25 protein-coding genes are annotated in these 23,665 nt (G+C 67.7%); 10 read left to right on the forward strand and 15 right to left on the reverse strand.

Annotated features, from left to right (window positions below; all coding sequences use genetic code 11):
• Positions 1-58: 58 nt before the first annotated feature.
• From A9G05_RS21175 to A9G05_RS21190, 4 genes are all read right to left on the reverse strand, one after another.
• On the reverse strand, positions 59-796 hold the full coding sequence (locus A9G05_RS21175; RefSeq protein ID WP_069562826.1) for a SapC family protein: 738 nt from the start codon (positions 794-796) through the stop codon (positions 59-61).
• 681 nt (positions 797-1,477) lie between these two features.
• A complete protein-coding gene (locus A9G05_RS21180) occupies positions 1,478-1,831 on the reverse strand; it encodes a hypothetical protein (protein ID WP_069562827.1) in 354 nt (117 codons plus the stop codon).
• 21 nt (positions 1,832-1,852) lie between these two features.
• Positions 1,853-2,185 carry a hypothetical protein gene (locus tag A9G05_RS21185; protein WP_083272630.1) on the reverse strand — a complete coding sequence of 111 codons (333 nt, stop codon included), beginning with the start codon at positions 2,183-2,185 and terminating at the stop codon, positions 1,853-1,855.
• Between the two features lie 107 nt (positions 2,186-2,292).
• Positions 2,293-2,550, reverse strand: coding sequence for a hypothetical protein (locus A9G05_RS21190; RefSeq protein ID WP_069562828.1), 258 nt, complete (start codon positions 2,548-2,550; stop codon positions 2,293-2,295).
• Positions 2,551-2,818: 268 nt separating this feature from the next.
• Here A9G05_RS21190 and A9G05_RS21195 point away from each other — a divergent pair, with 268 nt between their 5' ends.
• The 4 genes from A9G05_RS21195 to A9G05_RS21210 all read left to right on the forward strand — a co-directional run bounded on the left by A9G05_RS21195 (position 2,819) and on the right by A9G05_RS21210 (position 4,755).
• Complete coding sequence (locus A9G05_RS21195) at positions 2,819-3,022, forward strand: hypothetical protein (protein ID WP_371850581.1); 204 nt, start codon at positions 2,819-2,821, stop codon at positions 3,020-3,022.
• A complete protein-coding gene (locus A9G05_RS21200) occupies positions 3,019-3,276 on the forward strand; it encodes a DNA-binding protein (protein WP_069562830.1) in 258 nt (85 codons plus the stop codon). The genes A9G05_RS21195 and A9G05_RS21200 overlap by 4 nt, the downstream gene beginning before the upstream one ends.
• A gap of 97 nt (positions 3,277-3,373) precedes the next feature.
• Entirely contained in the window at positions 3,374-4,117 is a 744-nt protein-coding gene (locus A9G05_RS21205; RefSeq protein WP_069562831.1) for a class I SAM-dependent methyltransferase, read from the forward strand.
• A gap of 89 nt (positions 4,118-4,206) precedes the next feature.
• Entirely contained in the window at positions 4,207-4,755 is a 549-nt protein-coding gene (locus A9G05_RS21210; protein ID WP_069562832.1) for a DUF4166 domain-containing protein, read from the forward strand.
• Positions 4,756-4,802: 47 nt separating this feature from the next.
• Here the strand turns inward: A9G05_RS21210 and A9G05_RS21215 are convergent, their stop codons facing one another.
• A complete protein-coding gene (locus tag A9G05_RS21215; protein ID WP_069562833.1) occupies positions 4,803-5,906 on the reverse strand; it encodes a DUF2855 family protein in 1,104 nt (367 codons plus the stop codon).
• A 2-nt stretch (positions 5,907-5,908) separates the two neighbouring features.
• Complete coding sequence (locus A9G05_RS21220; protein ID WP_069562834.1) at positions 5,909-7,087, reverse strand: trans-acting enoyl reductase family protein; 1,179 nt, start codon at positions 7,085-7,087, stop codon at positions 5,909-5,911.
• Positions 7,088-7,261: 174 nt separating this feature from the next.
• Between A9G05_RS21220 and A9G05_RS21225 the strand changes: the two genes are divergently transcribed.
• The 3 genes from A9G05_RS21225 to A9G05_RS21235 are packed head-to-tail and all read left to right on the forward strand — an operon-like array spanning position 7,262 to position 9,400.
• Positions 7,262-7,618, forward strand: a complete 357-nt coding sequence (locus A9G05_RS21225) for a metalloregulator ArsR/SmtB family transcription factor (protein WP_069562835.1) — start codon at positions 7,262-7,264, stop codon at positions 7,616-7,618.
• Between the two features lie 10 nt (positions 7,619-7,628).
• A complete protein-coding gene (locus tag A9G05_RS21230; protein WP_069562836.1) occupies positions 7,629-8,912 on the forward strand; it encodes an arsenic transporter in 1,284 nt (427 codons plus the stop codon).
• Positions 8,913-8,929: 17 nt separating this feature from the next.
• Positions 8,930-9,400, forward strand: coding sequence for an arsenate reductase ArsC (locus tag A9G05_RS21235; RefSeq protein ID WP_069562837.1), 471 nt, complete (start codon positions 8,930-8,932; stop codon positions 9,398-9,400).
• A gap of 406 nt (positions 9,401-9,806) precedes the next feature.
• Here A9G05_RS21235 and A9G05_RS21240 read toward each other — a convergent pair whose 3' ends face one another.
• Positions 9,807-10,424 (reverse strand): hypothetical protein, encoded by a 618-nt coding sequence (locus tag A9G05_RS21240; protein ID WP_069562838.1) that lies wholly within the window; start codon positions 10,422-10,424, stop codon positions 9,807-9,809.
• Positions 10,425-10,457: 33 nt separating this feature from the next.
• Positions 10,458-11,447, reverse strand: coding sequence for a hypothetical protein (locus tag A9G05_RS21245; protein ID WP_139131214.1), 990 nt, complete (start codon positions 11,445-11,447; stop codon positions 10,458-10,460).
• 495 nt (positions 11,448-11,942) lie between these two features.
• Between A9G05_RS21245 and A9G05_RS21255 the strand changes: the two genes are divergently transcribed.
• Entirely contained in the window at positions 11,943-13,187 is a 1,245-nt protein-coding gene (locus tag A9G05_RS21255) for an acyl-CoA dehydrogenase family protein (protein ID WP_069562841.1), read from the forward strand.
• Between the two features lie 114 nt (positions 13,188-13,301).
• On the opposite strand, the gene A9G05_RS21260 is transcribed toward A9G05_RS21255, so the two are convergent.
• The 6 genes from A9G05_RS21260 to A9G05_RS21285 all read right to left on the reverse strand — a co-directional run bounded on the left by A9G05_RS21260 (position 13,302) and on the right by A9G05_RS21285 (position 21,614).
• Positions 13,302-14,420 (reverse strand): class II histone deacetylase, encoded by a 1,119-nt coding sequence (locus tag A9G05_RS21260; RefSeq protein ID WP_069562842.1) that lies wholly within the window; start codon positions 14,418-14,420, stop codon positions 13,302-13,304.
• Positions 14,417-15,826 (reverse strand): cytosine permease, encoded by a 1,410-nt coding sequence (locus A9G05_RS21265; protein WP_069562843.1) that lies wholly within the window; start codon positions 15,824-15,826, stop codon positions 14,417-14,419. Before A9G05_RS21265 ends, A9G05_RS21260 begins: the two co-directional genes overlap by 4 nt.
• Before the next feature lie 184 nt (positions 15,827-16,010).
• The gene (locus tag A9G05_RS21270; RefSeq protein ID WP_069562844.1) at positions 16,011-17,393 is read right to left on the reverse strand and encodes an aspartate aminotransferase family protein; all 1,383 of its coding nucleotides are present in this window, start codon (positions 17,391-17,393) and stop codon (positions 16,011-16,013) included.
• Positions 17,394-17,452: 59 nt separating this feature from the next.
• Entirely contained in the window at positions 17,453-18,856 is a 1,404-nt protein-coding gene (locus A9G05_RS21275) for an APC family permease (RefSeq protein ID WP_069562845.1), read from the reverse strand.
• Positions 18,857-18,942: 86 nt separating this feature from the next.
• Positions 18,943-19,989, reverse strand: a complete 1,047-nt coding sequence (locus A9G05_RS21280; RefSeq protein ID WP_069562846.1) for an ABC transporter substrate-binding protein — start codon at positions 19,987-19,989, stop codon at positions 18,943-18,945.
• 122 nt (positions 19,990-20,111) lie between these two features.
• The gene (locus A9G05_RS21285) at positions 20,112-21,614 is read right to left on the reverse strand and encodes an aldehyde dehydrogenase (RefSeq protein WP_069562847.1); all 1,503 of its coding nucleotides are present in this window, start codon (positions 21,612-21,614) and stop codon (positions 20,112-20,114) included.
• 248 nt (positions 21,615-21,862) lie between these two features.
• Here A9G05_RS21285 and A9G05_RS21290 point away from each other — a divergent pair, with 248 nt between their 5' ends.
• Positions 21,863-22,801, forward strand: coding sequence for a LysR family transcriptional regulator (locus A9G05_RS21290; RefSeq protein ID WP_069562848.1), 939 nt, complete (start codon positions 21,863-21,865; stop codon positions 22,799-22,801).
• Here A9G05_RS21290 and A9G05_RS21295 read toward each other — a convergent pair.
• Positions 22,792-23,058: a type B 50S ribosomal protein L31 gene (locus A9G05_RS21295; RefSeq protein WP_069562849.1), complete on the reverse strand. Its 267-nt coding sequence runs from the start codon at positions 23,056-23,058 to the stop codon at positions 22,792-22,794. The two genes, A9G05_RS21290 and A9G05_RS21295, sit on opposite strands and share 10 nt — an antisense overlap.
• A 193-nt stretch (positions 23,059-23,251) precedes the next feature.
• Between A9G05_RS21295 and A9G05_RS21300 the strand changes: the two genes are divergently transcribed.
• Positions 23,252-23,647: a hypothetical protein gene (locus A9G05_RS21300; RefSeq protein ID WP_069562850.1), complete on the forward strand. Its 396-nt coding sequence runs from the start codon at positions 23,252-23,254 to the stop codon at positions 23,645-23,647.
• Positions 23,648-23,665 lie beyond the last annotated feature (18 nt).

Raw genomic sequence — 23,665 nt, forward strand, 5'->3', positions numbered from 1 at the left:
TTTTTTCATGCCCGCACCCGCCAGCACGAACGGGGCGCGAAGCCCCACCCGCCGGCACTCAGTGCAGAGCCGCCTCCCCACGGGACGTGACCATGCGGGTGAACAGGCGGTTCGCGTTGCCCAGGGACATCAGGTGGGCGTAGATCCAGCCGAGGAAGCCGGTCTTGTGCAGCTCCAGCACCTGGGCATCGTCCAGGGCGAGGAACTTCGCCTCGTCCACCGCCAGAAAGTCCGACAGCACGAAGGTCTCCCCGCTGGGGTGGGTCAGTTGCAGGGTGCGCTTGGCCAGCAGCCCCAGTTCCTCGAGCTTGAGGACGAACAGCCGGGTGCGCTCCATCTCGGCGGAGAAGTTCTGCAGGAAGTCGATCATCTCGTCGAGGAACGCGCTGTTGCCGCCCTCCTCCACGAACAGCTCACGGCCCTCGCCCTCGTTCCAGCCTTCATAGGCCGCGTCGAAGCACACGGTGAAATTGTGAGCATCGTCCTGGGCCAGCACGAACGGGTAGCGCCGCACGAAGGCCGGGATGTAGGTGTCCGCCTGCCAGCGCAGCTGCGCGTCGAGGTAGCTGTTGGTGCCCTCCTTCAAACCGAGCAGGGCGATGGGCACCAGACGCTCGCCTTCGCCGATGAACAGGATCGGGTAGTGCAGCGCCGCCTGGAAGAATTCCAGGCCGGCCAGGGGCACCAGGTGGGTGGAACCGGCAAAGCCGCAATGCTCCACGGCACGCAGCTTGAGCGCCTTGTGCTCATCGCGGTTGAGCGCCTGGATGTCCTTGTAGAGCAGCAGGGTGGTCATGGGTATCTCCGTTGCATCACTCAATGCAGTGTCAACCGGGCCAGCGACTGCCCGCAGCCAGGTCCGGCACCACGTCCTTGAAGGGTGGCGACCACAGGGCCGGCACTGAAAGACCGGCCCCGGTTGAAGCGGACAGCGACACGTTGCAGGCCAGCACCGGCAAGACCGAGCACCACGGCCCGGCCGTGATCGAACAACGCGAACGGTTCGCCGACGCCCACCCTAGCGCCGAAGCATTGCAAGATTGCACGCCAAAACCCGAAGCGAAATACCCGCTCGAAAACTCTGCCTCAGCAAACGGCCTTTCCCGTGTCTCCGCCAACAAGCAGTGGGAAACAAGGCCGCCTATACCCGCCAGGTAGGCTTCACACCGATTCAGCAGGAACAGATGGTGTTGAGCTATGTGCAACAACATGGGCAGATCAAACGCGCCAAGGTCATGGGGTTATGCCGTATATCGACCGACCAGGCTGCCAGGCTGCTGAAGAAGCTGAAAGATAGAGGCGCCATTATCCAAAGCGGCAAGAACCGGGGAGCGACGTACACAATCGGCACTTCCCTATAAGTCGGAATGAGCGGAAATGAACTCGTACAACACAGCGATGAAAGAGCGGCGGTCTTCGACTGGAGCCATCACCAGTCGAACCCCTCTACTACCGTCCGGCTAGAAGAGCGGAAGCGTCACCGGTCAGGAAAAAATGGTGGAGCCGCAGTCACCCAGTTGATCGCGCCGTAAGCAGCCCCGGCATTCAGCCCGTTCAGCTCCTGAGTGGTAAGCCAGACTCCGTGGGCATCCACACAAAAGCGCTCGCCGTTGCTCAGTGATACAGCGAGCGAGATGGCATGCAGGTCTCGCGCTTTCAGCAACCGATTCGGCACAACCTGTGTAAGCAGAATGTGCTCCTCAGGCAGCAGGGCCGCCTCCTGCTCATCTGCACGGAGCAACTTGAAATAACGACGTCCAAGCGCGTTCTGGCACAGCAGCAGTTGGTAAGACGCCGTGTCGTCAATGTCGGAAACAGACCAAATTTTCATGCGGAAATCCTCCGTTCCGCCCTACCTCAACTCCACCACCCTCGCCTCGCTATCCGGGTAGTAGATCGTCAGGGCGTTGTCGTTGGCGTCGGTGACCAGCCAGGGGTGGGTGAGGTAGGTGTCGAAGCGCTGGCGTTGGCCGGCGCGCAGTTCCTTGTAGAGGACACGTTGGCCTTCGTAGTTGAGCCAGTACAGCTTGCGAGTGGCGCGGCTGTGGTTGATGAAGGTAATGACGGTCGTCTGCTCGCCGCTGATGGAGTAGGCGAGGTTCTTGGTTTCGGCTTCGTGCAGGGTGGAGGCCAGCAGGGGATGGCTGGCCAGCATCAGCAGTGCGAGGCACCAGGCGCGTTTCATCGGGGCTGTCCTTGGGCGCGGGATGCGCCGGGTCGGGAGGGCAGCATATGCGCTGCCGAAGTCGCCCGGCGTGCAGGCCGCCACAAGTGCGTGGGGCGCCCGGCGCTTCAGTCGTGCGGGTTGAGGGGCAGCAGGGTGCGGATGGTGTCCCAGAAGATTTCGTCCGGGAAGTCGCCGCCGTTGACGGCGTCCATGACGAGGAAGTGGCCACTCTCATACACCCCGGCCATCGGCACGACGAGCCCGAGCACGTGGTAGATGCCCCAGGTGGACGTCGACTCGGCGGCCCAGCGCAGTTCCATGACCACGGTCTGACCGAGATAGTCCAGCGCGGCAGCGGCGTTGGACACGGGAAGTGCCTGCATCCGAGATCCCTCCTTGGGTACGCGCCCAGGCTGGCCTTCACCCGCAAGGGGCGGGTTTACCTCCACAGCCCTTGGCTTTTATTGCACTATGTTCAACTTTTCGGGGTACGCCGCTCCCGGTACACGCCAGGAATCTGCGTACATTACAACGGACAATACACTTTGTACGGTATTTTTGTACAGTACAAAAGTAACGCTATAGATCGATATGGAATCAATAGACGATCGGATCAGAGCTCTCGTCGACATCACCGGCCTGGATGAGCTGGTGAGAACGACGGAAATCAGCGGCACCCGCTGGAGAACGGTTCGCTACGACAAGCGCACCCGCATCAGTACCCAGGAAATGACGGCCCTCGTGCAGCTCTACCCGCAGTACGCGCTGTGGCTCGCCAGCGGCGAGATCATCCCCGAGAAGGGCCAGACCAGCCCGGCCTACGACGCCCAGCAACAACCCAACGTGCTCCATTGACCCGCTCCGCCGACCGGGCCCGTCTGCTCATCAAGCAGATCGGCCCCAAGAAACTCAGCGTGTTGAGCGGCACCGATCACAGCCGTTGGCTTAACGTCAGCAAAGGCGCGGTGCGCGTCAGCAGCGAAGAACTCGACGTGCTGGTGCAGCTCTACCCGCATTACGCCCTGTGGCTCGCCAGCGGCGAAATCATCCCCGAGAAGGGCCAGACCAGCCCGGCCCACGACGCCCAGGCCGCCGACCCCGCCGAGTAATCCCCCTCCTCCTCCTGCGCCGTTGCGCCATCCGACAGGCTGCGCGCGGCGCTGGGTTACCATGCGCGCCTTTTCGTTCTGCTGGCGGCTGGCCCCTATGTCTTCCAACGCGCTCTACACCGACCTTTCCGCCTACTACGACCTGATGTGCGCGGACATCGACTACCCGGCCCAGAGCCATTGCGTGCGGCGCCTGCACCAGTTGTTCGGCACCTCGGGGCGGCGGCACCTGGACCTGGCCTGCGGGACGGGGCCCCATGTGCGGCACTTTCTCGACTTCGGCTACGCCAGCGCCGGCCTGGACATCAACCAGCCGATGCTGGACCTGGCCCAACTGCGCTGCCCCGAGGCGCAGTTCAGCCGGCAGGACATGGCCAGCTTCACGGTGGACGCGCCCCAGGACCTGATCACCTGCTTCCTCTACTCCCTGCACTACAACCCCGGCCTGGCGCCGTTGCGGGCCTGCCTGGAGCGGGTGCACGGGGCGCTGGCGACGGGCGGGGTGTTCTGCTTCAACACGGTGGACAAGCGGCAGATCGACAACCAGTCCTTCGTGCGCCATTCGGTGCTGCACCAGGGCAGCGCCTTCACCTTCGGTTCCGGCTGGTTCTACCGGGGCGAGGGGGAGCAGCAGGCGCTGCGCCTGTGCATCGAGAAGACCACCGACGGCGTCACCGAACGCTGGGAAGACGAGCACCCGATGGTCGCCACCGGCTTCGACGAGTTGCAGCAGCTGTTGGCGCCGCACTTCGAGGTGCAGGTGTTCGAGCACGACTACGAGCGCATCACCCCCTGGGACGGCCGCTCCGGCAATGCACTGTTCGTCTGCGTGAAGCGCTGAGCGCGCCTCACGCTGCACGCCGGCTGGCCGGGCCGCAACCGGCCTGCCAGACTGCGCGCCTCTCCCCTCTCCCCTCTCCAGGCCCTGCCATGTCCACCACCGCGACCCGCCGCTGGTTCGGCGACCGTTTCAGTGAGCTGCATCCCCAACTCCAGCACCTACACAGCCACGGCGGGCGCCTGCTGGGCGAGGTGACCATCACCTATGGCCAGGGGCTGGCGGGGGTGCTGGGGCGGCGCCTGGCGAAGAAGATGCGCTTCCCCGGCCCCGGCCCGCACCGCCTGGAGGTGACCATCGCCCACCAGGACGCGGCGCTGCTGTGGTCCCGCAGCTTCGACGGGCAGGCGCCGCTCACCTCCCACTTCGCGCCGGTGGGCTGCCTGGCCGAGGGCGGCCATTGGGTGGAGTCCACCGGGCCGCTGAGCCTGCGGCTGACGGTGGACGTGATCGACGGCGGCTGGTTCTGGCGCTGCCTGGGCATCCGCCTGTGGGGCCTGCCGGTGCCCCGCGCGCTGCTGCCGCGCACCGATGCCTACAAGCGCATCGAGGGCGGCCGCTACCGCTTCCATGTGGCCTTCTCGCTGCCGCTGCTGGGGCCGCTGGTGACCTACGAGGGGTTGCTGGAAGCGGCGGGCTGAATCGCGGTTGAAGCGGCGGGCCGGCAGCGAGGGCCGGCCCACCGGGCTCAGCGGGCCGGCAGCGCCAGCACGTGGCCGATGCGCGGGTCGGCGCGGCCGGCGAGCACGTCGCGGTAGACCTGTTCCACCGCCTCGGCGCCGGCGCCTTCCTGCACCTGCAACCAGTGCCCAGCGAAGGTGAGGAACTGCGTCCAGCAATCCGCCAGGCGTGCCTGGAAGCCGGGGCCGCCCCATTCCTTGAGGCGCTTTTCGGCCTGGCTGGGGGCGAAGAACAGCGTCGGCCGGGGGCCGGGCAGGTCACGGGGCAGGCCGCCGCGCTGGTCCCAGTGGGCGGCGCCCACCAGGCAGCTGTAGCGCAACTGCTCGCCCAGCAGGCGGTGCAGGTGGCCGAGCAGTTCGCCGTTGCCGGCGAAGTCCACGGTCAGGGTCGGGACCTCGGCGCCCAGCTCGGCCACCTCGTCATAGCCGATCACCCGGTCGTAGCAGCCCAGGCCCTCGACGAAGGCGCGGTTGCCGGCGGAGGTCAGCCCCACCACTTCATACCCGCCACGGGCCTCGCGCTGGCGGTGCAGCCGTTCGGCCAGGCCGATGGCGGTCTTGCTGGAGGCGCTGGTGAGCACCACGCGGCGGGCGCCGAACAACTGGCTGTCGGCGAGGAAATCGTCCAGCAGGAAGGCCGTGGTGAACAGCGGGCGCAGCAGCATCTGCAGCGCTTCGCTGCCGGTGGCGTAGAGCGGGTCGCGGGCGCAGCGCAGGTACTGGTTGTAGATCACCGGCAGCGGCCGGCGGTGCTCGGCGCCGTCGAGGAAGCCGCCTTCGCGCACCTGGGCCGGCTGCACCACCAGGTGGCTGGACATGGGGAAGTAGCCGTAGACGCGCTCGCCCACGGCGATGCCGTCGCAGGCGCTGGCCTCCACCTCGGCGAAGCCCCACACCGGGACCTTGCCCCAGCCCTCGGGGGCGGGGAAGAAGCGCCAGTAGTGCAGGCTCTCGCCCATGGCGGCGTAGGTGACGTTGTTGGCGGTGAAGGCGAAGTGGTCGAGGCGCAGGCGCACCTGCCCCGGCGCCAGGGCTTCGGCCAGCGGGCTGGCCTGGCACTGGCAGCGGGTGAGGTCGTGGCGGTCGACGAGGAAGTCGAGTGGCTCGGCCATGCTCAGTCCTCGAGGCGGAAGGTGAGGCCGGCGTGGGCGGTGAGCCGCCGGATCAGCGCCTCGCCCATGGCCGGGGCGGTGGTCCAGATGCCGCCGGGGGTCTGGGTGGCGTCACGCAGCAGGCACAGGGCGCTCTCGGTGATCATCCGCGAGGTGGAGCCGTAGCCGGGGTCGCGCTGGCCGCTGACGCCGGCGCGCAGGGTGCGTCCGTCTGCCGTTTCGCCGACGAACAGCAGGTCGTAATGGCCGCTCTCGCGCTCTTCGCGGGTCGGGCCTTCGCCCGGTTTGGGGGCGCTGTCGCTGGCCAGGGAGCGGTCCGCCGCCACGGCTTCGGCGATGGCCTTGCCCTTGTCGCCGGGGCCGGTGAGGAGCATTTCGTCGTAGACGAAGTCGGCGCCGTAGGCGTGCCCGAGGAGGAAGTTGGAGCGGTGCACGTTGCGCGTGTTGATGGCCGCCATGATGAAGGGCGCGGCCCAACTGCCGAGGGCTTCGTCGTAGGCGGGGCGGTCCCCGGCCGGTTGCGCCGGGCCGTTGAAGCCGGGGGCCAGGGCGAAGGGGTTGACCAGCAGTTGCAGCACCGAGGGGTCGGCCTTGGCGGCGGCCAGGGTGGCCTTGAGGCTGGCGGCGGTGCCGCCGGAGAAGGTGCCCTTGAGCTGGCGCACGCGCCCCTTGATGCGTTGTAGCGGGACGCCGAAGCGCGCCTTGGCGGCCTGCTGGAGGAAGAACACGCCGAGGTCGAAGGGGATGGAGTCGAACCCGCAGGAGAACACGATGCGCGCCCCGCTCTGCTGCGCGGCGGCGCTGTGGGCGTCGATCATGTGGCGCATCCAGGCCGGCTCGCCGCAGAGGTCGACGTAGTCCACCCCGGCCTCGGCGCAGGCCGCCACCAGGGGCTCGCCGTAGAGCTGGTAGGGGCCGACGGTGGTGAGCACGGCGCGGGTGCGCGCCACCAGGGCGCGCAGGCTGGCGGCGTCAGTGGTGTCGGCCACCACCAGGGGGGTGTCCGCCGGGGCGCCGATCTCGTCGCGCACCGCCGCCAGCTTGGCCAGGTCACGCCCGGCCATGGCCCAGCGCAGGGCGCTGTCGTCGCCGTAGGCCTGCACGAGGTATTCGGCCACCAGCCGGCCGGTGTAGCCGGAGGCGCCGAAGACAATCAGGTCGAACTCAGCGGTCTTTTTCATCGCGGTGTCCTTGCACGGGAGGGAACCCCAGACGCTAGGCGCGACCCCGGGTGCCGTCAATTTCAAGGAACGGGCGGAATCACGGGGCATAAGCGCGGGCGAGTACGGTGGGTCTTGCGGTAAATATATGGACTTCCATATATTCGCCCTTCCATATATTCGGACCCTGCCGCCATGATCGCCCCACCCGACCTGTTCAAATGCCTGGCCGACCCGACGCGGGCCCGCGCGACGCTGCTCATCGCCCAGGAGGGCGAGCTGTGCGTGTGCGAGCTGGTGTGCGCGCTGGGGGACAGCCAGCCAAAGATCAGCCGCCACCTGGCGCAACTGCGCGCCGCCGGGCTGCTGCTGGATCGCCGCCAGGGCCAGTGGGTGTACTACCGGCTCAACCCGGCCCTCCCCGCCTGGGTGGGCGAGCTGCTGCAGGTGGCGCGGCGCGGCGCGGCCGAGTGGCTGGCGGCGGACGCGGCGCGGCTGCACGGCATGGAAGGGCGTCCGGGGCAGGCCGCCGCCTGCTGCCCGGCGTGCTGAGGGGCTGACCATGCTGATTGCCTTGGCGGTCTTCCTCTTCACCCTCGTACTGGTCATCTGGCAGCCGCGCGGGCTCGGCGTCGGCTGGAGCGCGAGCCTGGGGGCGCTGATCGCCCTGGCGGTGGGCGCGGTGTCGCTGCAGGACATTCCCACCGTGTGGGCCATCGTCTGGAATGCCACGGCCACCTTCATCGCGGTGATCGTCATCAGCCTGCTGCTGGACGAGGCCGGCTTCTTCGAGTGGGCGGCGCTGCACGTGGCGCGCTGGGCCAAGGGCAGCGGAGCGCGCCTGTTCGCCTACTGCATCCTGCTGGGGGCGGCGGTGTCGGCGCTGTTCGCCAACGACGGCGCGGCGCTGATCCTCACGCCCATCGTCATGTCGATGCTGCTGGCGCTGCGCTTCTCCCCGGCCACCACCCTGGCCTTCGTGATGGCGGCGGGCTTCATCGCCGACACCGCGAGCCTGCCGCTGGTGGTGTCGAACCTGGTGAACATCGTCTCGGCCGACTTCTTCGGCCTGGGCTTCGCCGAGTACGCCTCGGTGATGGTGCCGGTGAACCTGGCCAGCGTGGCGGCGACCCTGGCGGTGCTGTACCTGTTCTTCCGCCGCGACATCCCCGCGCGCTACCCGATGGAGGCGCTGAAGGCCCCGGAGGCGGCCATCCGCGACCGCGCCACCTTCGTCACCGGCGGCTGGATGCTGCTGGTGCTGCTGATCGGGCTGTTCGCCCTGGAGCCGCTCGGCGTGCCCATCAGCGCGGTGGCGGCGGCCTGTGCGCTGCTGCTGTTCATCGTCGCCGCGCGGGGCCATGTGATCGCCACGCGCAAGGTGCTGCGCGAGGCGCCGTGGCAGGTGGTGGTGTTCTCCCTGGGCATGTACCTGGTGGTCTACGGGCTGAAGAACGCCGGCCTCACCGACGGCGTCACCGCCCTGCTCGACCGCTTCGCCGACTACGGCGTGTGGGGCGCAGCGCTGGGCACCGGGCTGCTCTCGGCGGGCCTGTCGTCGGTGATGAACAACATGCCCAGCGTGCTGGTGGGGGCGCTGTCGATCCAGGCCAGCGCCAGCGAGGGCGTGGTGCGCGAGGCGATGATCTACGCCAACGTCATCGGCTGCGACCTGGGGCCGAAGATCACCCCCATCGGCAGCCTCGCCACCCTGCTCTGGCTCCATGTGCTGGCGCGCAAGGGCGTGCGCATCACCTGGGGCTACTACTTCCGCGTGGGCATCCTGCTGACCCTGCCGGTGCTGCTCATCACCCTCTCCGCCCTGGCCTTGCGCCTGGGGCTCTGACCTTGCGAGAACCCGCCATGCGTGTCCTGTTCATGTGCACCGCCAACAGTTGCCGCAGCATCCTCTCCGAGGCGCTGTTCAACCACCTCGCGCCGGAAGGCTTCGAGGCAGTGAGCGCCGGCAGCCACCCCAAAGGCCAGGTGCTGCCGCGCAGCCTGACCACCCTCGCCCGCGCCGGCATCGCCACCGACGGTTTGAGCAGCAAGGGCAACGACGCCTTCGAACACAGCCCGCCGGACATCGTGGTGACGGTGTGCGACAACGCCGCCGGCGAAGCCTGCCCGGTGTACTTCGGCCCCGCGCTGAAGACCCACTGGGGCCTGGCCGACCCATCCGACGTTCAGGGCAGCGACGCCGAGGTGGACGCCGCCTTCGACGCCACCCTGCAACGCATCGAAGCCCGCTGCCGCGCCTTCTTCGCCCTGCCCTTCACCCAACTCGACCGCCCCGCCCTGCAAGCCGAACTCGACCGCATCGGCCGGCTTTGAAGCCGGCCGGGTGGATGGAAAAAACGTCATCCCCAAATCGCATCCCCCGGGCCCGCGTAGGGTGGATCACGCTTCATCGATCCACCGCCTCCCTGGGCTGAAGCCCAGGCTACGGGGTGCTACCACGGGGCTTGGGGAGCACGGACTCAGCCGCGATTGGTGGATGGAAAGAGCGCCAGCCACCCTACGCACTACGAAGGCATTGCCGCGCAGTTCGTAGGATGTGCTGAGGTACGAAGCGCATCGCGCCGAGGCATGAAAACGCCCCGTGGTGGCCCAGGGGCGTTGCGGTGGGGCGGTGTCAGAGCCGGCCCAGTTCGTAGGATGTGCTGAGGCCACGAAGCGCATCACGCCGAGGTACGGGTCGCGGATCACGCTTCACCGATACCGCGATGACCGCCGGGCTTCAGCTCACGAGGAGCTGGGTTGGCATCAGCGCGCAAACACCGCCGGCTCGCCAGAACCGCAGGTAACGGGTCAGGTCGATGTCCAGGTCGAAAAGGGGTTGGGCGATGTACCAGGTCAGGTAGTAATCGGCGGCCAGCCCATAAAGCGCTTCATGCAGCCCATAGGCTGCATCGGTATGCAGCGTCTTTCGTGAACGGATTTCGTCCCCGAGCCGGTCGAACACCCAAAGCTCGGGAATGTCCTGCATTCGTGCGGCATGAACCTCGTCGCGGGTGGCGGCAACAACCTTCGCGGCACGGCAGATCGCCGCCAGCTCCTCGTCTCCAACGGCCTCGCATACCCGTGCCAGCTCGCGCAACCAAGCCTCTCCGAGTGACAGACGTTCGGCCAGACTGCTCTCCTTTCGGGGCAGCAGGTAGAGCGCATTCTCCAGCGTCCCTGACGAGATGACGTCCCAGGCTCTTCGGCTCATTTCGTCCGCGTCGGGGAAGTAGCGAAATACCTGGCGAATGGCTTCGGGGTCACGGCATGCCTTGAGCAAGCCGAGAAAGTGGCTCTTGTCGAACGACGCCCGCCCTTCGCAGAAGACGCACCAGTCCTCCAGTAAGGAAGTCATGGGCGGCACCCTGCGAGCCTGCGCACAGGCCGCTCACTCCTGATCGAGGTAGGCAATCCGTGTAGCGCCTCCGCTTTGCAGGATGAGGCCCGCGCGAACGTCCGGAAGCAGGACTGCGCGGGAGCGTTCAGTGTTGGCCTTGTAGCGCCAGGCGACGCCGTTGCGGAGGTCTACCAGTTCGATGCGACCCCGTGTCGACTCGGTTCCTGCAAGCACCATCCAGGGCTCACCAGGGGTATGAGAGGCCCAGTTGAGGGTCTGCAGGGAAATGGGGAACCGACGCAGCGGCTTCAGCTCCTGAGGGTCCCATTCCACCACCTCACCCAATACGTCACGCCCGGCACCTTCCGGGATACGGTTCGCTGCCACCAGGCGCCGGTCGTCATCGAACCACGCCAGGCCGAGTACATCGCTGCGAGGCGCACTGTTGTAGGGGTCAGCCTGCTTGATGATTTCCAGCCTGGGCACTTCGTCTTCACCCACGACCAGACGCAAGGTGAATACCTTGCCGTCGCCACCACCCACCGCGATCAAGCCGTTTGTGGCGTTGACGGCCAGTGCCGTGATCAGGCTGGTTTTCAACGGCAAGCGGGTACCCACTCCTTTCCGCTGAGCGAAGTCATAGAGCAGCAGGTCGGACGTGTCGCTGATCAGGAAGAGGTGTTTCTGCGGCAGCGCAGCCAACGGGCCTGGCGCCCATAAGCCCGACACGGTAGCTCGCAGCTCTCCGGTGGCGGCATCCCAGATGCGAACGCCGGAGCTTGGGTCAAGGACATGGTTATCAAAGCGCGAGGCACTCAGCACGATGCCATCGTCATGGCCAAAGGCCAGGAACTCCGGACGCGCCGGATGCCCCTGAACGGCCATGCGGCGACCGGATTCGCGAGTACTCCAGATTTCCACACGCCCGCTCTCACGCCCTACAGCCAACACGCCGAGCTGCGCATCGAACTGAGCGGTCGAGGCAGAGTCATCTCCACGCTTGTTCACATCGATGAATGTCTGGATGAAGGCCGGGTCCACGGGTTGGCTGCAGGCCAGTAGCCCTGCGCCCAACAGACCTCCCAGGACCAGCCGCCATGACAGGCGCGCGACACGTCGACACCAGGTCTTACATTGCATATCCCTTGCTCCACGCTTTCCCTGAAGGTCGCGACACTATCACGCTCGCTGGCCGTCACAGCGGAACCTTTACACCTTTCCGCGCCATCGCTGATCCGCCCTCCACAACACGTCTCCGGGCTTGGGTATCGCGGGGACCGATGCGGTTCGCCGAGCCCACCGCATCCTACGGATTCGCCTGTGCCTGGGGTGTGACGACGGTGTTCCGTCCACCTGCCTGCTGTGGAACAGCCGATCAACAGCCTGCCCTGCGGGGCAACAGGCCGGTGACCACGGCGGAGCTGTGGAAAACATCCTGAACGCCACGGAACACGGGGCTCTGGAGCCTGCGGCACGGCCCCTGCAAAAGGGAGGTGGACGACCGCTACGGTCCCTTGTCACCCCAGGAGCCCTTCCATGACTGCCCAGCAAAAGACCCTTCCCGCCGCCCTGTCTACCGGTACCGACTACGAGGCGCTGGCCCAGCGCTTCCGCCCGATCTTCGCGCGCATCGCCGAGGGCGCGGTGGCCCGCGAGCGCGAGCGCACCCTGCCCTACGAACCCATCCGCTGGCTGAAGGAGGCCGGCTTCGGCGCGGTGCGCATCCCGGTGGCCTTCGGCGGTGCGGGGGCTTCGCTGCCGCAGCTGTTCCAGTTGCTGATCGAGCTGGCCGAGGCGGACTCCAACGTGCCCCAGGCGCTGCGTGGCCACTTCGCCTTCGTCGAGGACCGCCTCAACGCCCAGGCCCACGCGCCCCAGGCCGTGTGGTTCGAGCGCTTCGTCGCCGGTGATCTGGTGGGCTGCGCCTGGACCGAGGTGGGCGCGGTGAAGATCGGCGACGTGATCACCCGGGTCAGCCGCAAGGGCGACCAGTGGGTGGTCAACGGCACCAAGTACTACAGCACCGGCAGCCTGTTCTCCGACTGGATCGACCTGTTCGCCCGCCGCGACGACAACGGCCGCGACGTGATCGCCGCCATCAGCACCCACCAGGCCGGCGTGCAGCAGCAGGACGACTGGGACGGCTTCGGCCAGCGCACCACCGGCAGCGGCACCTCGGTGTTCACGGATGCGGTGGTGGAGGAAGCCAACCTGATCGACTTCGCCGAGCGCTTCCGCTACCAGACGGCGTTCTACCAGCTGGTGCTGCTGGCGGTGCTGGCCGGTTCCGGGCGTGGCGCCCTGCGGGACTTCGCCGGCGAGGTGAGCCGCCGTACCCGGGTGTTCAGCCACGGCAACGCCTCGGCGGTGAGCGAGGACCCGCAGGTGCAGCAGGTGATCGGCAAGGCCTCCGGCCAGGTCTACGCCGCCGAGGCGGCCACCCTGCGCGCGGCCGAGGCCGCCCAGCGGGCCTACCTGGCGCACTTCGCCGGGGACGACGAGGCCGAGCGCCTGGCCAACGTGCATGCCGAACTGGAGTCGGCCCAGGCCCAGGTGGCCGCTGTGGAGCTGGTGCTGCGCGCCACCAGCGACCTGTTCAACGCCCTCGGCGCCTCGGCCACCAGCGTCAGCCGTCAGCTCGACCGCCACTGGCGCAACGCCCGCACGGCGGCCTCCCACAACCCGGTGATCTACAAGGAGCGCATCGTCGGCGACTGGCACGTCAACGGCACCGAACCGCCCTACGTGTGGCAGATCGGTGGCGGCAGCCGCCAGGGGTGAGCACGCCGGGCGTCGCCGTGCCTGGAGTTGGTCGCTGGCCACGCTGCGGCGCTTCGCCTGTAAACCACTGCCTGGGCGTGATGGGCTTTGCATGGCGAAGCCCATCCTACGGTTCTAAACATCCAGCTCGAACCGGGTGGCCAGGCGGTCGATGCACTGGCGCTGGAACGCTCGGGCTTCGGCGCTGGGTTGCTGCCCTTCGAGCATCGGCAGGAAGGGGTCGCTGACGGCGGTGCGCACGCCGGCCAGCACTTCGATCACCGCATGCCCGCAGAACGGTACGTAGGCTTCGGCATACCCGCCTTCGTGAACCATCACCAAGCGCCCGTTGCACAACCGATCGGCCGCGTCACGGACCAGGGTGGTCAGGCTGCGGAAGGATTCGCTGTGCAGCAGCATCCTCGCCAGCGGGTCGACGCCGTTGGCATCAAGGCCGCAGGCCACCACGATCAGCTCCGGGCGGAAACGCTCCAGCGCCGGGAGGATGAGGCGCTCCATGGCATAGCGGTAGGCGTCGTCACCCGATCCCGGTAGCAGCGGGATGTTCAGGTTGTAGCCCAGGCCACGGCCCTGGCCACGTTCGTCGGGGTGGCCCTGCCCGAGCGGGAAGCAGTTTTCCTGGTGGATGGAAAGGGTCAGAACGTCGTCGCGTTCGTAGAAGATGGTCTGGGTGCCGTTGCCGTGGTGCACGTCCCAGTCCAGTACCGCGACCCGTTTCACGCCGTGGCGGGCGCGGGCGGTTTCCACGGCGATGGCAATGTTGGCCAGGTAGCAGAAGCCCAGCCCACGGTCCGGCAGGCAATGGTGCCCCGGCGGGCGCGACAGGGCGTAGGCGTTATCCAGTTCGCCGCGCAGCACGGCATCGACAGCGGCGACGGCCAGGCCGGCGGACAACCGGGCGATCTCGTAGGTGCCCGGCCCCACCTGGGCCTCTTCGCCCAATTCACCGTGGCCGGCATCGCTCATGGCCTTGAAACGCTGCAGGTAATCGGCCGGATGGACCCGCAACAGGTCCTCCTCGGCGGCCATGGGGGCACTGCTCAGGCGCAGGCGCTGGCTGAGGCCGGACACGTCCATCAGGCTTTTCAAGCGCCGTTTGCTCTCGGGTGATTCGGCATGGCCGGCGCTGCTCGGTGGTTGCAGCCAGCCCCCGAACGGCAGCACCAGGGCATGCAGGCCGGCAGCGTGCCAGAAGCAGTGTTCATCGAAGAAGAAACCGGTGCGACGGCTCATTGGGCACCTCCATCACGGGCGGCGGGTTGCAGCCGCAAGGCACCGCTGCGCCGGCTGAACAGGTAGTAGACCGGCGAAACCACGGCCAGGCCCACCAGCCAGGCAATGTCGGCACCGCCCATGGCATCGGCGGCAGGGCCGGTGTAGAGCCCGCTGGACATGAACGGCACCTGGATCAGAATGCCCAGTACGTAGCAGTTCACCGCGACCCAGTTGAAGCGGCCATAGACTCCGCCATCGCGGCGGAAGAAGGACGGCATGTCATAGCGGCCATGGGCGATCAGGTAGTAATCCACCAGATTGATCGCGCTCCAGGGCACCAGCACGTAGAGCAGCAGCAGGATGAAGCTGGTGTAGTGGCCGAGAAAATCGTCCTGCCCGAACAGGGCGATGCCCAGAGCCAGGCTGAACAGCAGGCTGGCGATCACCACCCGCGCGCCAGCCCCGGCGGACCAGCGCGGCACCAGGGTCTGCCCGACGGTGATGGTGGACAAGGCGCCGCAATAGAGATTGAGCGAGTTGGTGGCAGCAATACCGATGGACAGCACCGCCACCAGCAGGGTGCTCAGCCCACCGGTCATGGTGACCAGGCCGGCCACCAGGTCGGTGCCTTCGATGCTCAGGCCGACCACCACCCCCATCAGCATCGGCAGCAGGGTGCCCAGGCAGCAGCCGAGGTAGCTGGCCCAGAAGGCACGACGCGGTCCGGTGTCGGCCGGGAGGTAGCGCGAGTAGTCGGACACGTAGGGGGCATAGGCCAGTTGCCAGAGGGCGGCAATGGACAGGGTGCCGAGGAAGCCTGCGGGGCTGGTCTGGTTGCGCTGCAGGAAGTCGTCCGGCAAGCCGTGGACGAACAGGATCCAACCGAAGGCCAGCACCAGCACGCTGCCGGAGATGACGCTCATCAACCCCGTGTAGGCATGGATCAGGCGGTAGCCGAAGGCAGCGGCGGTGAGGCTGATGATGCCGATCAGGAGTATGCCCTGGCTGGGGGAGACCAGCGGGAAGCGACTGCTCAGCGACTGGCCGCCCAGCACCAGGTTGGAGGCGAAGAAGCCCAGGTACATCACCACCATCAGGCCGACCACCAGCAGCGAGCCGAAGGAGCCGAACTGGCTGCGAGTCTGGACCATCTGCGGGATGCCCAGTTGCGGGCCCTGGGCGGCATGCAGGGCCATGAACACCCCACCGATGAAGGTGCCGATCACCAGGGCCGCCACGGCGGAAAAGAACGGCAGCCCGAACACGGTCACGGCCAGCCCGCCAGTCACCACGGTCAGCAGGATGAGGTTGCAGCCGAACCATAGGGTGAACAGGCTGCCGGCACTACCATGGCGCTGGTTCTCGGGGATGGGTTGGATGGTGCTGGACTCCAGGGTATCCAGCGGTTTGCTCGAATCGGTCATGCCATGTCTCCAGGCGCGGGGAGGCCTGCTGCCGGCGCCGCATGGAAGGTCGGTACGTGGAGTAGGTGGGGCTGTAAGCGGAAGGTATCCGCCAGCCGGGTCATTCAATGAGCTGGGGCCCGACGGCTGGCCCGTGCGACCGCCGGGTGGCGGTGCGCGGACCAGCCCCATCAGGGCGGTGGCATCAGAGCCGGCCCAGTTCCTGGGCGGTGCGGTCGAGGGCTTTGCGGGTCTTGTCCACCAGTTCGTCCAGTTCGGCGCGGGTGGCCACCAGGGCGGGGGCCATGATCATGCGGCCGAGGGTGGAGCGGATGATGACGCCTTCTTCGAAGCCGAGGGTGCGGCAGCGCCAGGCGATGTCGTTCTCGTTGTCGAAGCGCTTGCGGGTGGCCTTGTCTTCGGCGAGCTGCAGGGCGGCGACCAGGCCGGTGCCCTGGATGTCGCCCACCAGCGGGTGGTTGCCGAATACTTCGCGCAGGCACTGCTGCAGGTAGGGGCCGGTGTCGGCCTTGACCTGGCGGACCACCCCTTCGTCACGCAGGGCCTTGAGGTTGGCGATGGCCACGGCGGCGGCCACCGGGTGGCCGGAGTAGGTCAGGCCGTGGGCGAAAACGCCGCCCCGCTCCACCAGGACTTCGGCCATGCGCTTGCTCAGCACCAGGCCACCCATGGGGATGTAGCCGCTGGTGAGGCCCTTGGCGATGGAGAGGGTGTCCGGCTGGAAGCCGAAGTGCTGGTGGGCGAACCATTCGCCGGTGCGGCCGAAGCCACCGATCACTTCGTCGGCGCACAGCAGCACGTCGTACTTCCGGCAGATGCGCTGGATCTCGGGCCAGTAGGACTCGGGCGGAAAGATCATGCCGCCGGCGCCCTGGAAGGGTTCGGCGACGAAGGCAGCGACCTTGTCGGCACCCAGTTCGAGGATCTTCTCTTCCAGTTGGCGGGCGGCGCGCAGGCCGAATTCCTCGGGGCTGAGGTCGCCGCCCTGGGCGTACCAGTAGGGTTCGTCGATGTGTTCGAAGTCCGGCAGCATGCCGCCCATTTCGTGCATGAACTTCATGCCGCCGAGGGCGGTGGAGCCGAGGGTGGAGCCGTGGTAGCCGTTCCAGCGGCCGATCATGATGCGCTTCTCGGGCTTGCCGAGGATCTGCCAGTAGCGGCGCACGGTGCGGATCAGCACCTCGTTGGCCTCGGAGCCGGAGTTGGTGTAGACGGCGTGGCTGTAGTGGCCGGGCAGCAGGCTGAAGAGCAGTTCGGAGAGTTCGATCACCGCCGGGTGGGTGGTGTGGAAGAACATGTTGTAGTACGGCAACTGCTCCAGTTGCTGCGAGGCGGCGGCGGCGAGGTCCTTGCGGCCGTAGCCGAGGTTGGTGCACCACAGGCCGGACATGCCATCCAGGTAGCGCTTGCCGTCGTTGTCCCAGAGGTGCAGGCGGTCGCCGCCGACGATCACGCGCGGCCCTTCGGCGTTGAGCGCCTTCTGGTCGAGGAAGGCGTGGATGTGGTGGGCCGCGTCAGCCGCCTGGTAGTCGCGGGTGTCACGTTGGGCCTGGAATGGGGCGTTCATGTCGGTGTCTCCTTTCTCCCCTTGCGGGGGCGTTGCGGGTTCTTGTTGTGCGGGACGGCTCACTGGGCCGCCGGCAGGGGCTCGGGGCGGAACAGCGGCTTGCCCATCACCCATTTGATCCAGGCCACGGCGATCAGCGACACCAGGCCCAGCACCACGCCGGCGATGCCGAAGATCTTCCCGGTCATGTCCGGGCTCGGCGAGGCGTAGGCGATGGCATAGAGCATGCCGCCGATGCCGAACAGCTGCGGCAGCGGGTAGAACGGCGTGCGGAACGGCCGGGCGATGGCCGGGTAGCGGCGGCGCAGGGCGATCACGTCGAGGTGGACGATGATGTACGCCAGCAGCCAGGCCAGTGCGGCGGCCAGCAGCAGGAGGTTGATGGAGGCGGCGTCCTGGCCCATGGCGAGGATCGGCAGGCCGGTGATGGCGGCGACGAACAGCACCGCCACCCAGGGGGTGCGGGCACGCGGGCTGAGCCGCTTGAACTGCGGGAACGCCTGGCCGTTCTGGGCCATGCCGTAGAGCATGCGCGGGATGGCCGCCAGCGAGGTGTTGAGGGTGCTGCAGGTGGCGGTGACGGCGGCGATCACCAGGAACACCTCGCCGGACTCGCCGAACACCGTGGTGGCGAACAGGTAGTGCGGCAGGGCGTCGGTGGTCAGCGCTTCGGCCGGCAGCATGAACAGCGCGCCCAGGCAGTACAGGGCGATGGTGAGGAAGATGACGGTGAGGCCGATGATCATCGAGCGCGGGATGTTGCGTTCGGGGCGCTTGGTCTCCTCCACCAGCGGGCAGACGAACTCGGCACCGACGAAGCCCCACACCGCCAGGGCGGTGAGGGTCAGCACGCCGGCGCCCATGGGGTTCCAGTCACCGTGCAGCACGCTGCTGGCGGTGGTGCCCGGGGCGCCCTTGGCGATCGCGGCGATGCCCAGCACCAGCAGGACGATGACCATCACCACCGCCAGGGCGGTCTGCAGCCTGGCGAAGATGTCGATGCCCAGAAGGTTGAGCACGGTGAACAGGCCGAGCACGCCGAAGGCGACGCTGAAGGGCGGGAACACGCCGGGGTAGACCTTGCCGATGATCAGGTCGAGCAGCAGCAGCTCGGCGGAGAGGGCGAACATCGCCACCACCACGTAGCCGGAGAAGGTGGCGAGGATGGCCGGGAAGTGCCCCAGGGCCACTTCGGTGTAGCTGGACAGGCCGCCGGCGCGGGGGATCATCAGCGCCAGTTCGGAGAACGAGAAGGCGTAGCTCAGCGCCAGCAGCCAGGCCAGCCCCAGCGGTATCAGGAAGCCCAGGCCGGAGAGCCCGGCGCCCTGCAGCATCAGCACCATCACGCCCTGGGACACCACCAGGCCGATGGCCACGGCGAGCAACGCGCCGAGCCCCAGCACCCGACGGAACCCGCCGACTTCCTCCTGCCCCTGCACGGGTATGGACACACTTGCACTCATGACACCCTCCGATCTTGTCGTTGTTATGCGCCCGCCGGCCGGCGGGTCGGTGATGCAGGGCGCGGGCCGGCCGCGCCCTTGTGATCTCAGCGCGCGGCCCAGGCGTTGAAGCGCTCCTCCAGCTCCTCGCCGTGGTTGACCCAGAACTCGGCGCTGACCAGTTGGGCGTCGGCCAGGTTGGCCGGGGCGGTGGGCAACTGGGCGCGGGTGGCCTCCGGCAGGGCATCCAGGGCGGCCTTGTTCACCGGGCCGTAGGGGATGCGGGTGGAGAACGCCTGCTGGTTCGGTGCCTGGCTGGCGAAGGCGATGAAGCGCTCGGCGGCGGCCTTGTTCGGGCTGCCACGGACGATGGCCCAGTGGTCCGGGTCGTAGAGGTTGCCGGCCCAGACGATGGCAAGCGCGGAGCCTTCCTGCTGGGCGGCGGCGATGCGCCCGTTGTAGGCAGCGGACATCACCACGTCGCCGGCCACCAGCCACTGCGGCGGCTGGGCGCCGGCTTCCCACCACTGGATGCTGGGCTTGATCTGGTCGAGCTTGCGGAAGGCGCGGGCGACGCCTTCGGGGGTCTCCAGCACGCGGTAGAGGTCGGCGGGCTTGACGCCGTCGGCCAGCAGTGCGGCTTCCAGGGTGTACTTGGCGCCCTTGCGCAGGCCGCGCTTGCCGGGGAAGCGCTGCAGGTCCCAGAAGTCGGCCCAGGAGGTGGGGGCGCTGCTCAGCCGGCTGGCGTCGTAGGCCAGCACCATGGACCAGACGTAGCTGGCCACGCCGCACTCGCTGACGGTGTTGGGGATGTACTGGCCGGGATCGCCGATCACCGCCGGGTCGAGGCGCTCGAACAGGCCTTCCTCGCAGCCGCGCAGCAGTTCGGGGGACTCCACTTCGACCACGTCCCAGGTGACCTGGCCGATGTCGACCATGGCCTTCACCCTGGACAGTTCGCCGTTGTATTCGCCGGCCACCACGCGCGCGGCGCCGCTGGCTTCGAAGGGGCGGAAGTAGGCCGCGTCCTGGGCGGCCTTGGTGGCGCCGCCGAAGGAGATGACGGTGAGGCTGGCCGGGGCGGCCAGCACGGAACCGCTGAGGCCGGCCAGGGCGCTCAGGGCAAAAGCGGTACGACGCAAGGACATGCGCATGGAAACTCCCTCACTGCTTGTTGGGTTGTTGTCAGTTACGGAGGCAGTCATGACCCCGCGCGAACGCGGGGTGGATCGGGGCCGGTCGTCTGGGGCGACCTTGGTCCCCGCGCGGGCGGGGCCTACGCGGGGCCGGGGCGCAGCTGGAACCAGGTGGTCTTCAGCTGGCAGTACTTGTCGAAGGCGTGCAGCGACAGGTCGCGGCCGAAGCCGGACTGGCGGCCGCCGCCGAAGGGCACGCTGACGTCGAGGGCGTCGACGGTGTTCACCGACACGGTGCCGGCCTTGAGGGCGCGGGCCACGCGGTGGGCGCGGTGCAGGTCGTCGCTCCAGACCGAGGCGGCGAGGCCGTAGACGCTGTCGTTGGCCAGGCGGATGGCGTCGTCTTCATGGTCGAAGGTGCTGATGGCCAGCACCGGGCCGAAGACTTCCTCGCGGGCGAGGACGGTGTCGGGGGCGACGTCGGCGAACAGGGTCGGTTCGATGAAGTTGCTGGAGCCGTTGAAGGTCAGTTGGCGGCCGCCGGCGAGCAGCCGGGCGCCCTGGCCCTGGGCCTGTTCGATGAAGCCCAGGATGCGACGGGTCTGGCTGCTGTCGACGATGGCGCCGGCGCGGCTGGCCGGGTCCAGCGGGTCGCCGGGCATCCAGTCGCGGGCCTTGGCCAGCAGGCGTTCGATGAATGCGTCGCGGATGCTGCGCTGCACGTAGAGGCGCGAGTTGGCCGAGCACACTTCGCCCTGGTTGAAGAAGATGCCGAAGGCGGCCTTCTCGGCGGCGAGGTCGAGGTCGCGGCAGTCGTCGAACACCAGGTTGGGGCTCTTGCCGCCGCACTCCAGCCAGACCTGCTTGAGGTTGGACTGGGCCGAATAGCCCATGAAGTACTTGCCCACCTGGGTGGAGCCGGTGAACACCAGGCAGTCCACGTCCGGGTGCAGGCCCAGGGCGCGGCCGGCCTGCTCGCCGAGGCCGGGCACCACGTTCAGCACGCCTTCGGGAATGCCCGCCTCCAGGGCCAGCTCGCCCAGGCGCAGGGCCGAGGCGGGGGACTGTTCAGCAGGCTTGAGCACCACGCTGTTGCCGGCGGCCAGGGCCGGGGCCAGCTTCCAGGCGGCCATGTCGAGGGGGAAGTTCCAGGGCACCACGGCGGCGACCACGCCCAGCGCTTCGCGGGTGATGGTGGCCAGGGCGGTGGGCGCGGTGGGCGCCACCTGGTCGTAGAGTTTGTCGAGGGATTCGGCGTACCAGGCGAAGACGTTGGCGGCGCCGGGCACGTCGATGCTGTAGGCGTCCATCACCGGCTTGCCCATGTCCAGCGAGTCCAGCAGGGCCAGCTCCTCGCGGTGGGCCAGCATCAGCTCGGCGAGGCGCAGCAGGACCTTCTTGCGCTCGGCCGGCGCCATGCGCGCCCAGGGGCCGTGCTCGAAGGCCTGGCGGGCGCTGCGCACGGCGAGGTCGACGTCCGCCGTGTCGCAGGCGGCGACGCGGGCCAGCAACTGGTTGGTCGCGGGGTTGATGGAATCGAAGGTGGCGCCGGAAGCGGCACTCACCAGGCGGCCGCCGATCAGGGCCTTGTCGATGATGGATTGCCGGGCCGCTCGCTGCTGCCAATAACCGAGGTCGTACACGCTGCACCCCCTGTCGACCGTCTTCGCGGTCTGGTTGTCGTTCGGGTCGGGGCAGATGGTGCGCCAGCGGGGGCATGAGGAAAATTATTAAAAATATGCTCGCTGGCCATGAAAAAGCTCACCAGCCGATCGGCCCACCCGCTGCGGCCTGGGGTATGGTGCTGGCCTTCCGCTCCACCGGCGAGACGCGGCCGGCCCAGGTGACACGGGCCGTCGAGATCGGGCTGTTGAAAACGAGGAGGAGTCACATGGCGACCTACACCCTGCGGCAACTGAGGTACTTCGTGACCACGGTGGAGTCCGGCAGCGTGGCCGAGGCGTCACGCAAGCTCTACATCGCCCAGCCGTCCATCTCCACGGCCATCAAGGGGCTGGAGGAGAGCTTCGGCGTGCAACTGTTCATCCGCCACCACGCCCAGGGCGTGTCGCTGACACCCAGCGGCTCGCGCTTCTACGAGAAGGCCCTGGAGCTGCTGCGGGTGGCGCGGGAATTCGAGCAGAACGCCCTGGCGGACAACGACATCGTCGCCGGGCAGATCGACATCGGCTGCTTCGAGACGGTGGCGCCGCTCTACCTGCCGCAACTGATCGCGGGGTTCCGCGCGCTGTACCCGGGGGTGGACATCCGCATCCGCGATGGCGAGCAGCAGGAACTGGTGCAGGGGCTCACCGCCGGCACCTTCGACCTGGCCCTCCTCTACGACCACGAGCTGGACAGCACCATCGCCACCGAGCCGCTGATGGCGCCGCAGAAGCCCTACGCGCTGCTGCCGGAGCACCACCGCTTCGCCTGCCAGGCCCAGGTGTCGCTGCGCGACCTGAGCCTGGAGCCGATGATCCTGCTGGACGTGCAGCCGAGCCGCACCTATTTCGTCAGCCTGTTCCACGAGCTGGGGCTGACGCCCAACATCGTCTTCAGCTCGCCTTCCATCGAGATGGTGCGCGGCATGGTGGGCCAGGGCTTCGGCTTCTCCCTGCTGGTCACCCGCCCCCATTCGGCATGCACCTACGACGGCCAGCGGGTGGTGTGCGTGGACATCACCGAACCGGTGGCCACCTCCGGCCTGGTGGCCGCGCGCCTCAAGCGCGCCCAGTTGACCAAGCCGGCCCAACTGTTCGTGGACTTCTGCCGCGAACGCCTGGGCCAACTGGCCCAGGCGCACGAGGCAACCGCGTCTCAGCCCTGATTGCCACGCCCACCGAAACGGGCGAAGCGCTTGTTGAAGTGGGCAATGCGCCCCTCCGCCGCCACCTGGCGCTGCTGGCCGGTGTAGACCGGGTGCGACGCGCTGGACACGTCCAGCGCCACGTAGGGGTACGTCTGGCCATCGCTGTGCACATAGGTGCGGTCGGTTTCCACGGTGGAACCGATGAGGAAGAACGCATTGGCCGAGGTGTCGTGGAACAGCACAGGCCGGTAGTCGGGATGAATGCCGGGTTTCATGGAGCCTCCGATGCAAATGTTATAAAGTTACTCATCCTGAACTTGTCGAGAATGATTTTCAATAGCCATGAAAGCGCATCGTGAGCACCCGCTGCGCCGATGCCCTGTCTGGAGTGATTCAGCGGAACTGGCGCATCGGCCAGGCTCCATGACAACCCGGCAACCCCCACCGAAGACGGCTTGATCAACAGTCATGAACATCCCGCGCCTCGCCTTCCTGACCAGCCTCCCCCTCTTCCTGCTGCCGACCCTGTCCCAAGCCGCCCTCCCCATCCCCCTGGGCCCCCTCCCCCACTGCACCCGCAGCGCCACCCTGATGCACTGCAACGATGGCCAGGGCGGCTTCTATGGCATGGCCATCCAGGGCGATGACCTCTACCTGCGCGGCCACGATGGCCTCACCGGCCTCGGCTGGGCGCAGACCAGCACACGTTTCGGCCGTCTGCTGCTGCTCAGCGGCATCAGCAGCGACGGCACCGTGTGGTTCGGCTTCGGCCGGCGCATGGGCTGGAACGTGCTGAACCGCCTCTCCACCTCTGCCGGTGACCGCATACGGCTCTCCTGCAACCGCCTGAAGGGCTGCGACTGAGCCCTGGGCCGTGCATCA

Source organism: Pseudomonas sp. ENNP23, assembly GCF_001728945.1.
Lineage (GTDB): Bacteria > Pseudomonadota > Gammaproteobacteria > Pseudomonadales > Pseudomonadaceae > Metapseudomonas > Metapseudomonas otitidis.

Excerpts from the sequence above, each read along its gene's own strand:
- A9G05_RS21175 (WP_069562826.1), bottom strand. The coding sequence starts at position 796 with ATGACCACCCTGCTGCTCTACAAGGACATCCAGGCGCTCAACCGCGAT.
- A9G05_RS21180 (WP_069562827.1), bottom strand. The coding sequence starts at position 1,831 with ATGAAAATTTGGTCTGTTTCCGACATTGACGACACGGCGTCTTACCAA.
- A9G05_RS21185 (WP_083272630.1), bottom strand. The coding sequence starts at position 2,185 with ATGAAACGCGCCTGGTGCCTCGCACTGCTGATGCTGGCCAGCCATCCC.
- A9G05_RS21190 (WP_069562828.1), bottom strand. The coding sequence starts at position 2,550 with ATGCAGGCACTTCCCGTGTCCAACGCCGCTGCCGCGCTGGACTATCTC.
- A9G05_RS21205 (WP_069562831.1), top strand. The coding sequence starts at position 3,374 with ATGTCTTCCAACGCGCTCTACACCGACCTTTCCGCCTACTACGACCTG.
- A9G05_RS21210 (WP_069562832.1), top strand. The coding sequence starts at position 4,207 with ATGTCCACCACCGCGACCCGCCGCTGGTTCGGCGACCGTTTCAGTGAG.
- A9G05_RS21215 (WP_069562833.1), bottom strand. The coding sequence starts at position 5,906 with ATGGCCGAGCCACTCGACTTCCTCGTCGACCGCCACGACCTCACCCGC.
- A9G05_RS21220 (WP_069562834.1), bottom strand. The coding sequence starts at position 7,087 with ATGAAAAAGACCGCTGAGTTCGACCTGATTGTCTTCGGCGCCTCCGGC.
- A9G05_RS21225 (WP_069562835.1), top strand. The coding sequence starts at position 7,262 with ATGATCGCCCCACCCGACCTGTTCAAATGCCTGGCCGACCCGACGCGG.
- A9G05_RS21230 (WP_069562836.1), top strand. The coding sequence starts at position 7,629 with ATGCTGATTGCCTTGGCGGTCTTCCTCTTCACCCTCGTACTGGTCATC.
- A9G05_RS21235 (WP_069562837.1), top strand. The coding sequence starts at position 8,930 with ATGCGTGTCCTGTTCATGTGCACCGCCAACAGTTGCCGCAGCATCCTC.
- A9G05_RS21240 (WP_069562838.1), bottom strand. The coding sequence starts at position 10,424 with ATGACTTCCTTACTGGAGGACTGGTGCGTCTTCTGCGAAGGGCGGGCG.
- A9G05_RS21255 (WP_069562841.1), top strand. The coding sequence starts at position 11,943 with ATGACTGCCCAGCAAAAGACCCTTCCCGCCGCCCTGTCTACCGGTACC.
- A9G05_RS21260 (WP_069562842.1), bottom strand. The coding sequence starts at position 14,420 with ATGAGCCGTCGCACCGGTTTCTTCTTCGATGAACACTGCTTCTGGCAC.
- A9G05_RS21265 (WP_069562843.1), bottom strand. The coding sequence starts at position 15,826 with ATGACCGATTCGAGCAAACCGCTGGATACCCTGGAGTCCAGCACCATC.
- A9G05_RS21270 (WP_069562844.1), bottom strand. The coding sequence starts at position 17,393 with ATGAACGCCCCATTCCAGGCCCAACGTGACACCCGCGACTACCAGGCG.
- A9G05_RS21275 (WP_069562845.1), bottom strand. The coding sequence starts at position 18,856 with ATGAGTGCAAGTGTGTCCATACCCGTGCAGGGGCAGGAGGAAGTCGGC.
- A9G05_RS21280 (WP_069562846.1), bottom strand. The coding sequence starts at position 19,989 with ATGCGCATGTCCTTGCGTCGTACCGCTTTTGCCCTGAGCGCCCTGGCC.
- A9G05_RS21290 (WP_069562848.1), top strand. The coding sequence starts at position 21,863 with ATGGCGACCTACACCCTGCGGCAACTGAGGTACTTCGTGACCACGGTG.
- A9G05_RS21295 (WP_069562849.1), bottom strand. The coding sequence starts at position 23,058 with ATGAAACCCGGCATTCATCCCGACTACCGGCCTGTGCTGTTCCACGAC.
- A9G05_RS21300 (WP_069562850.1), top strand. The coding sequence starts at position 23,252 with ATGAACATCCCGCGCCTCGCCTTCCTGACCAGCCTCCCCCTCTTCCTG.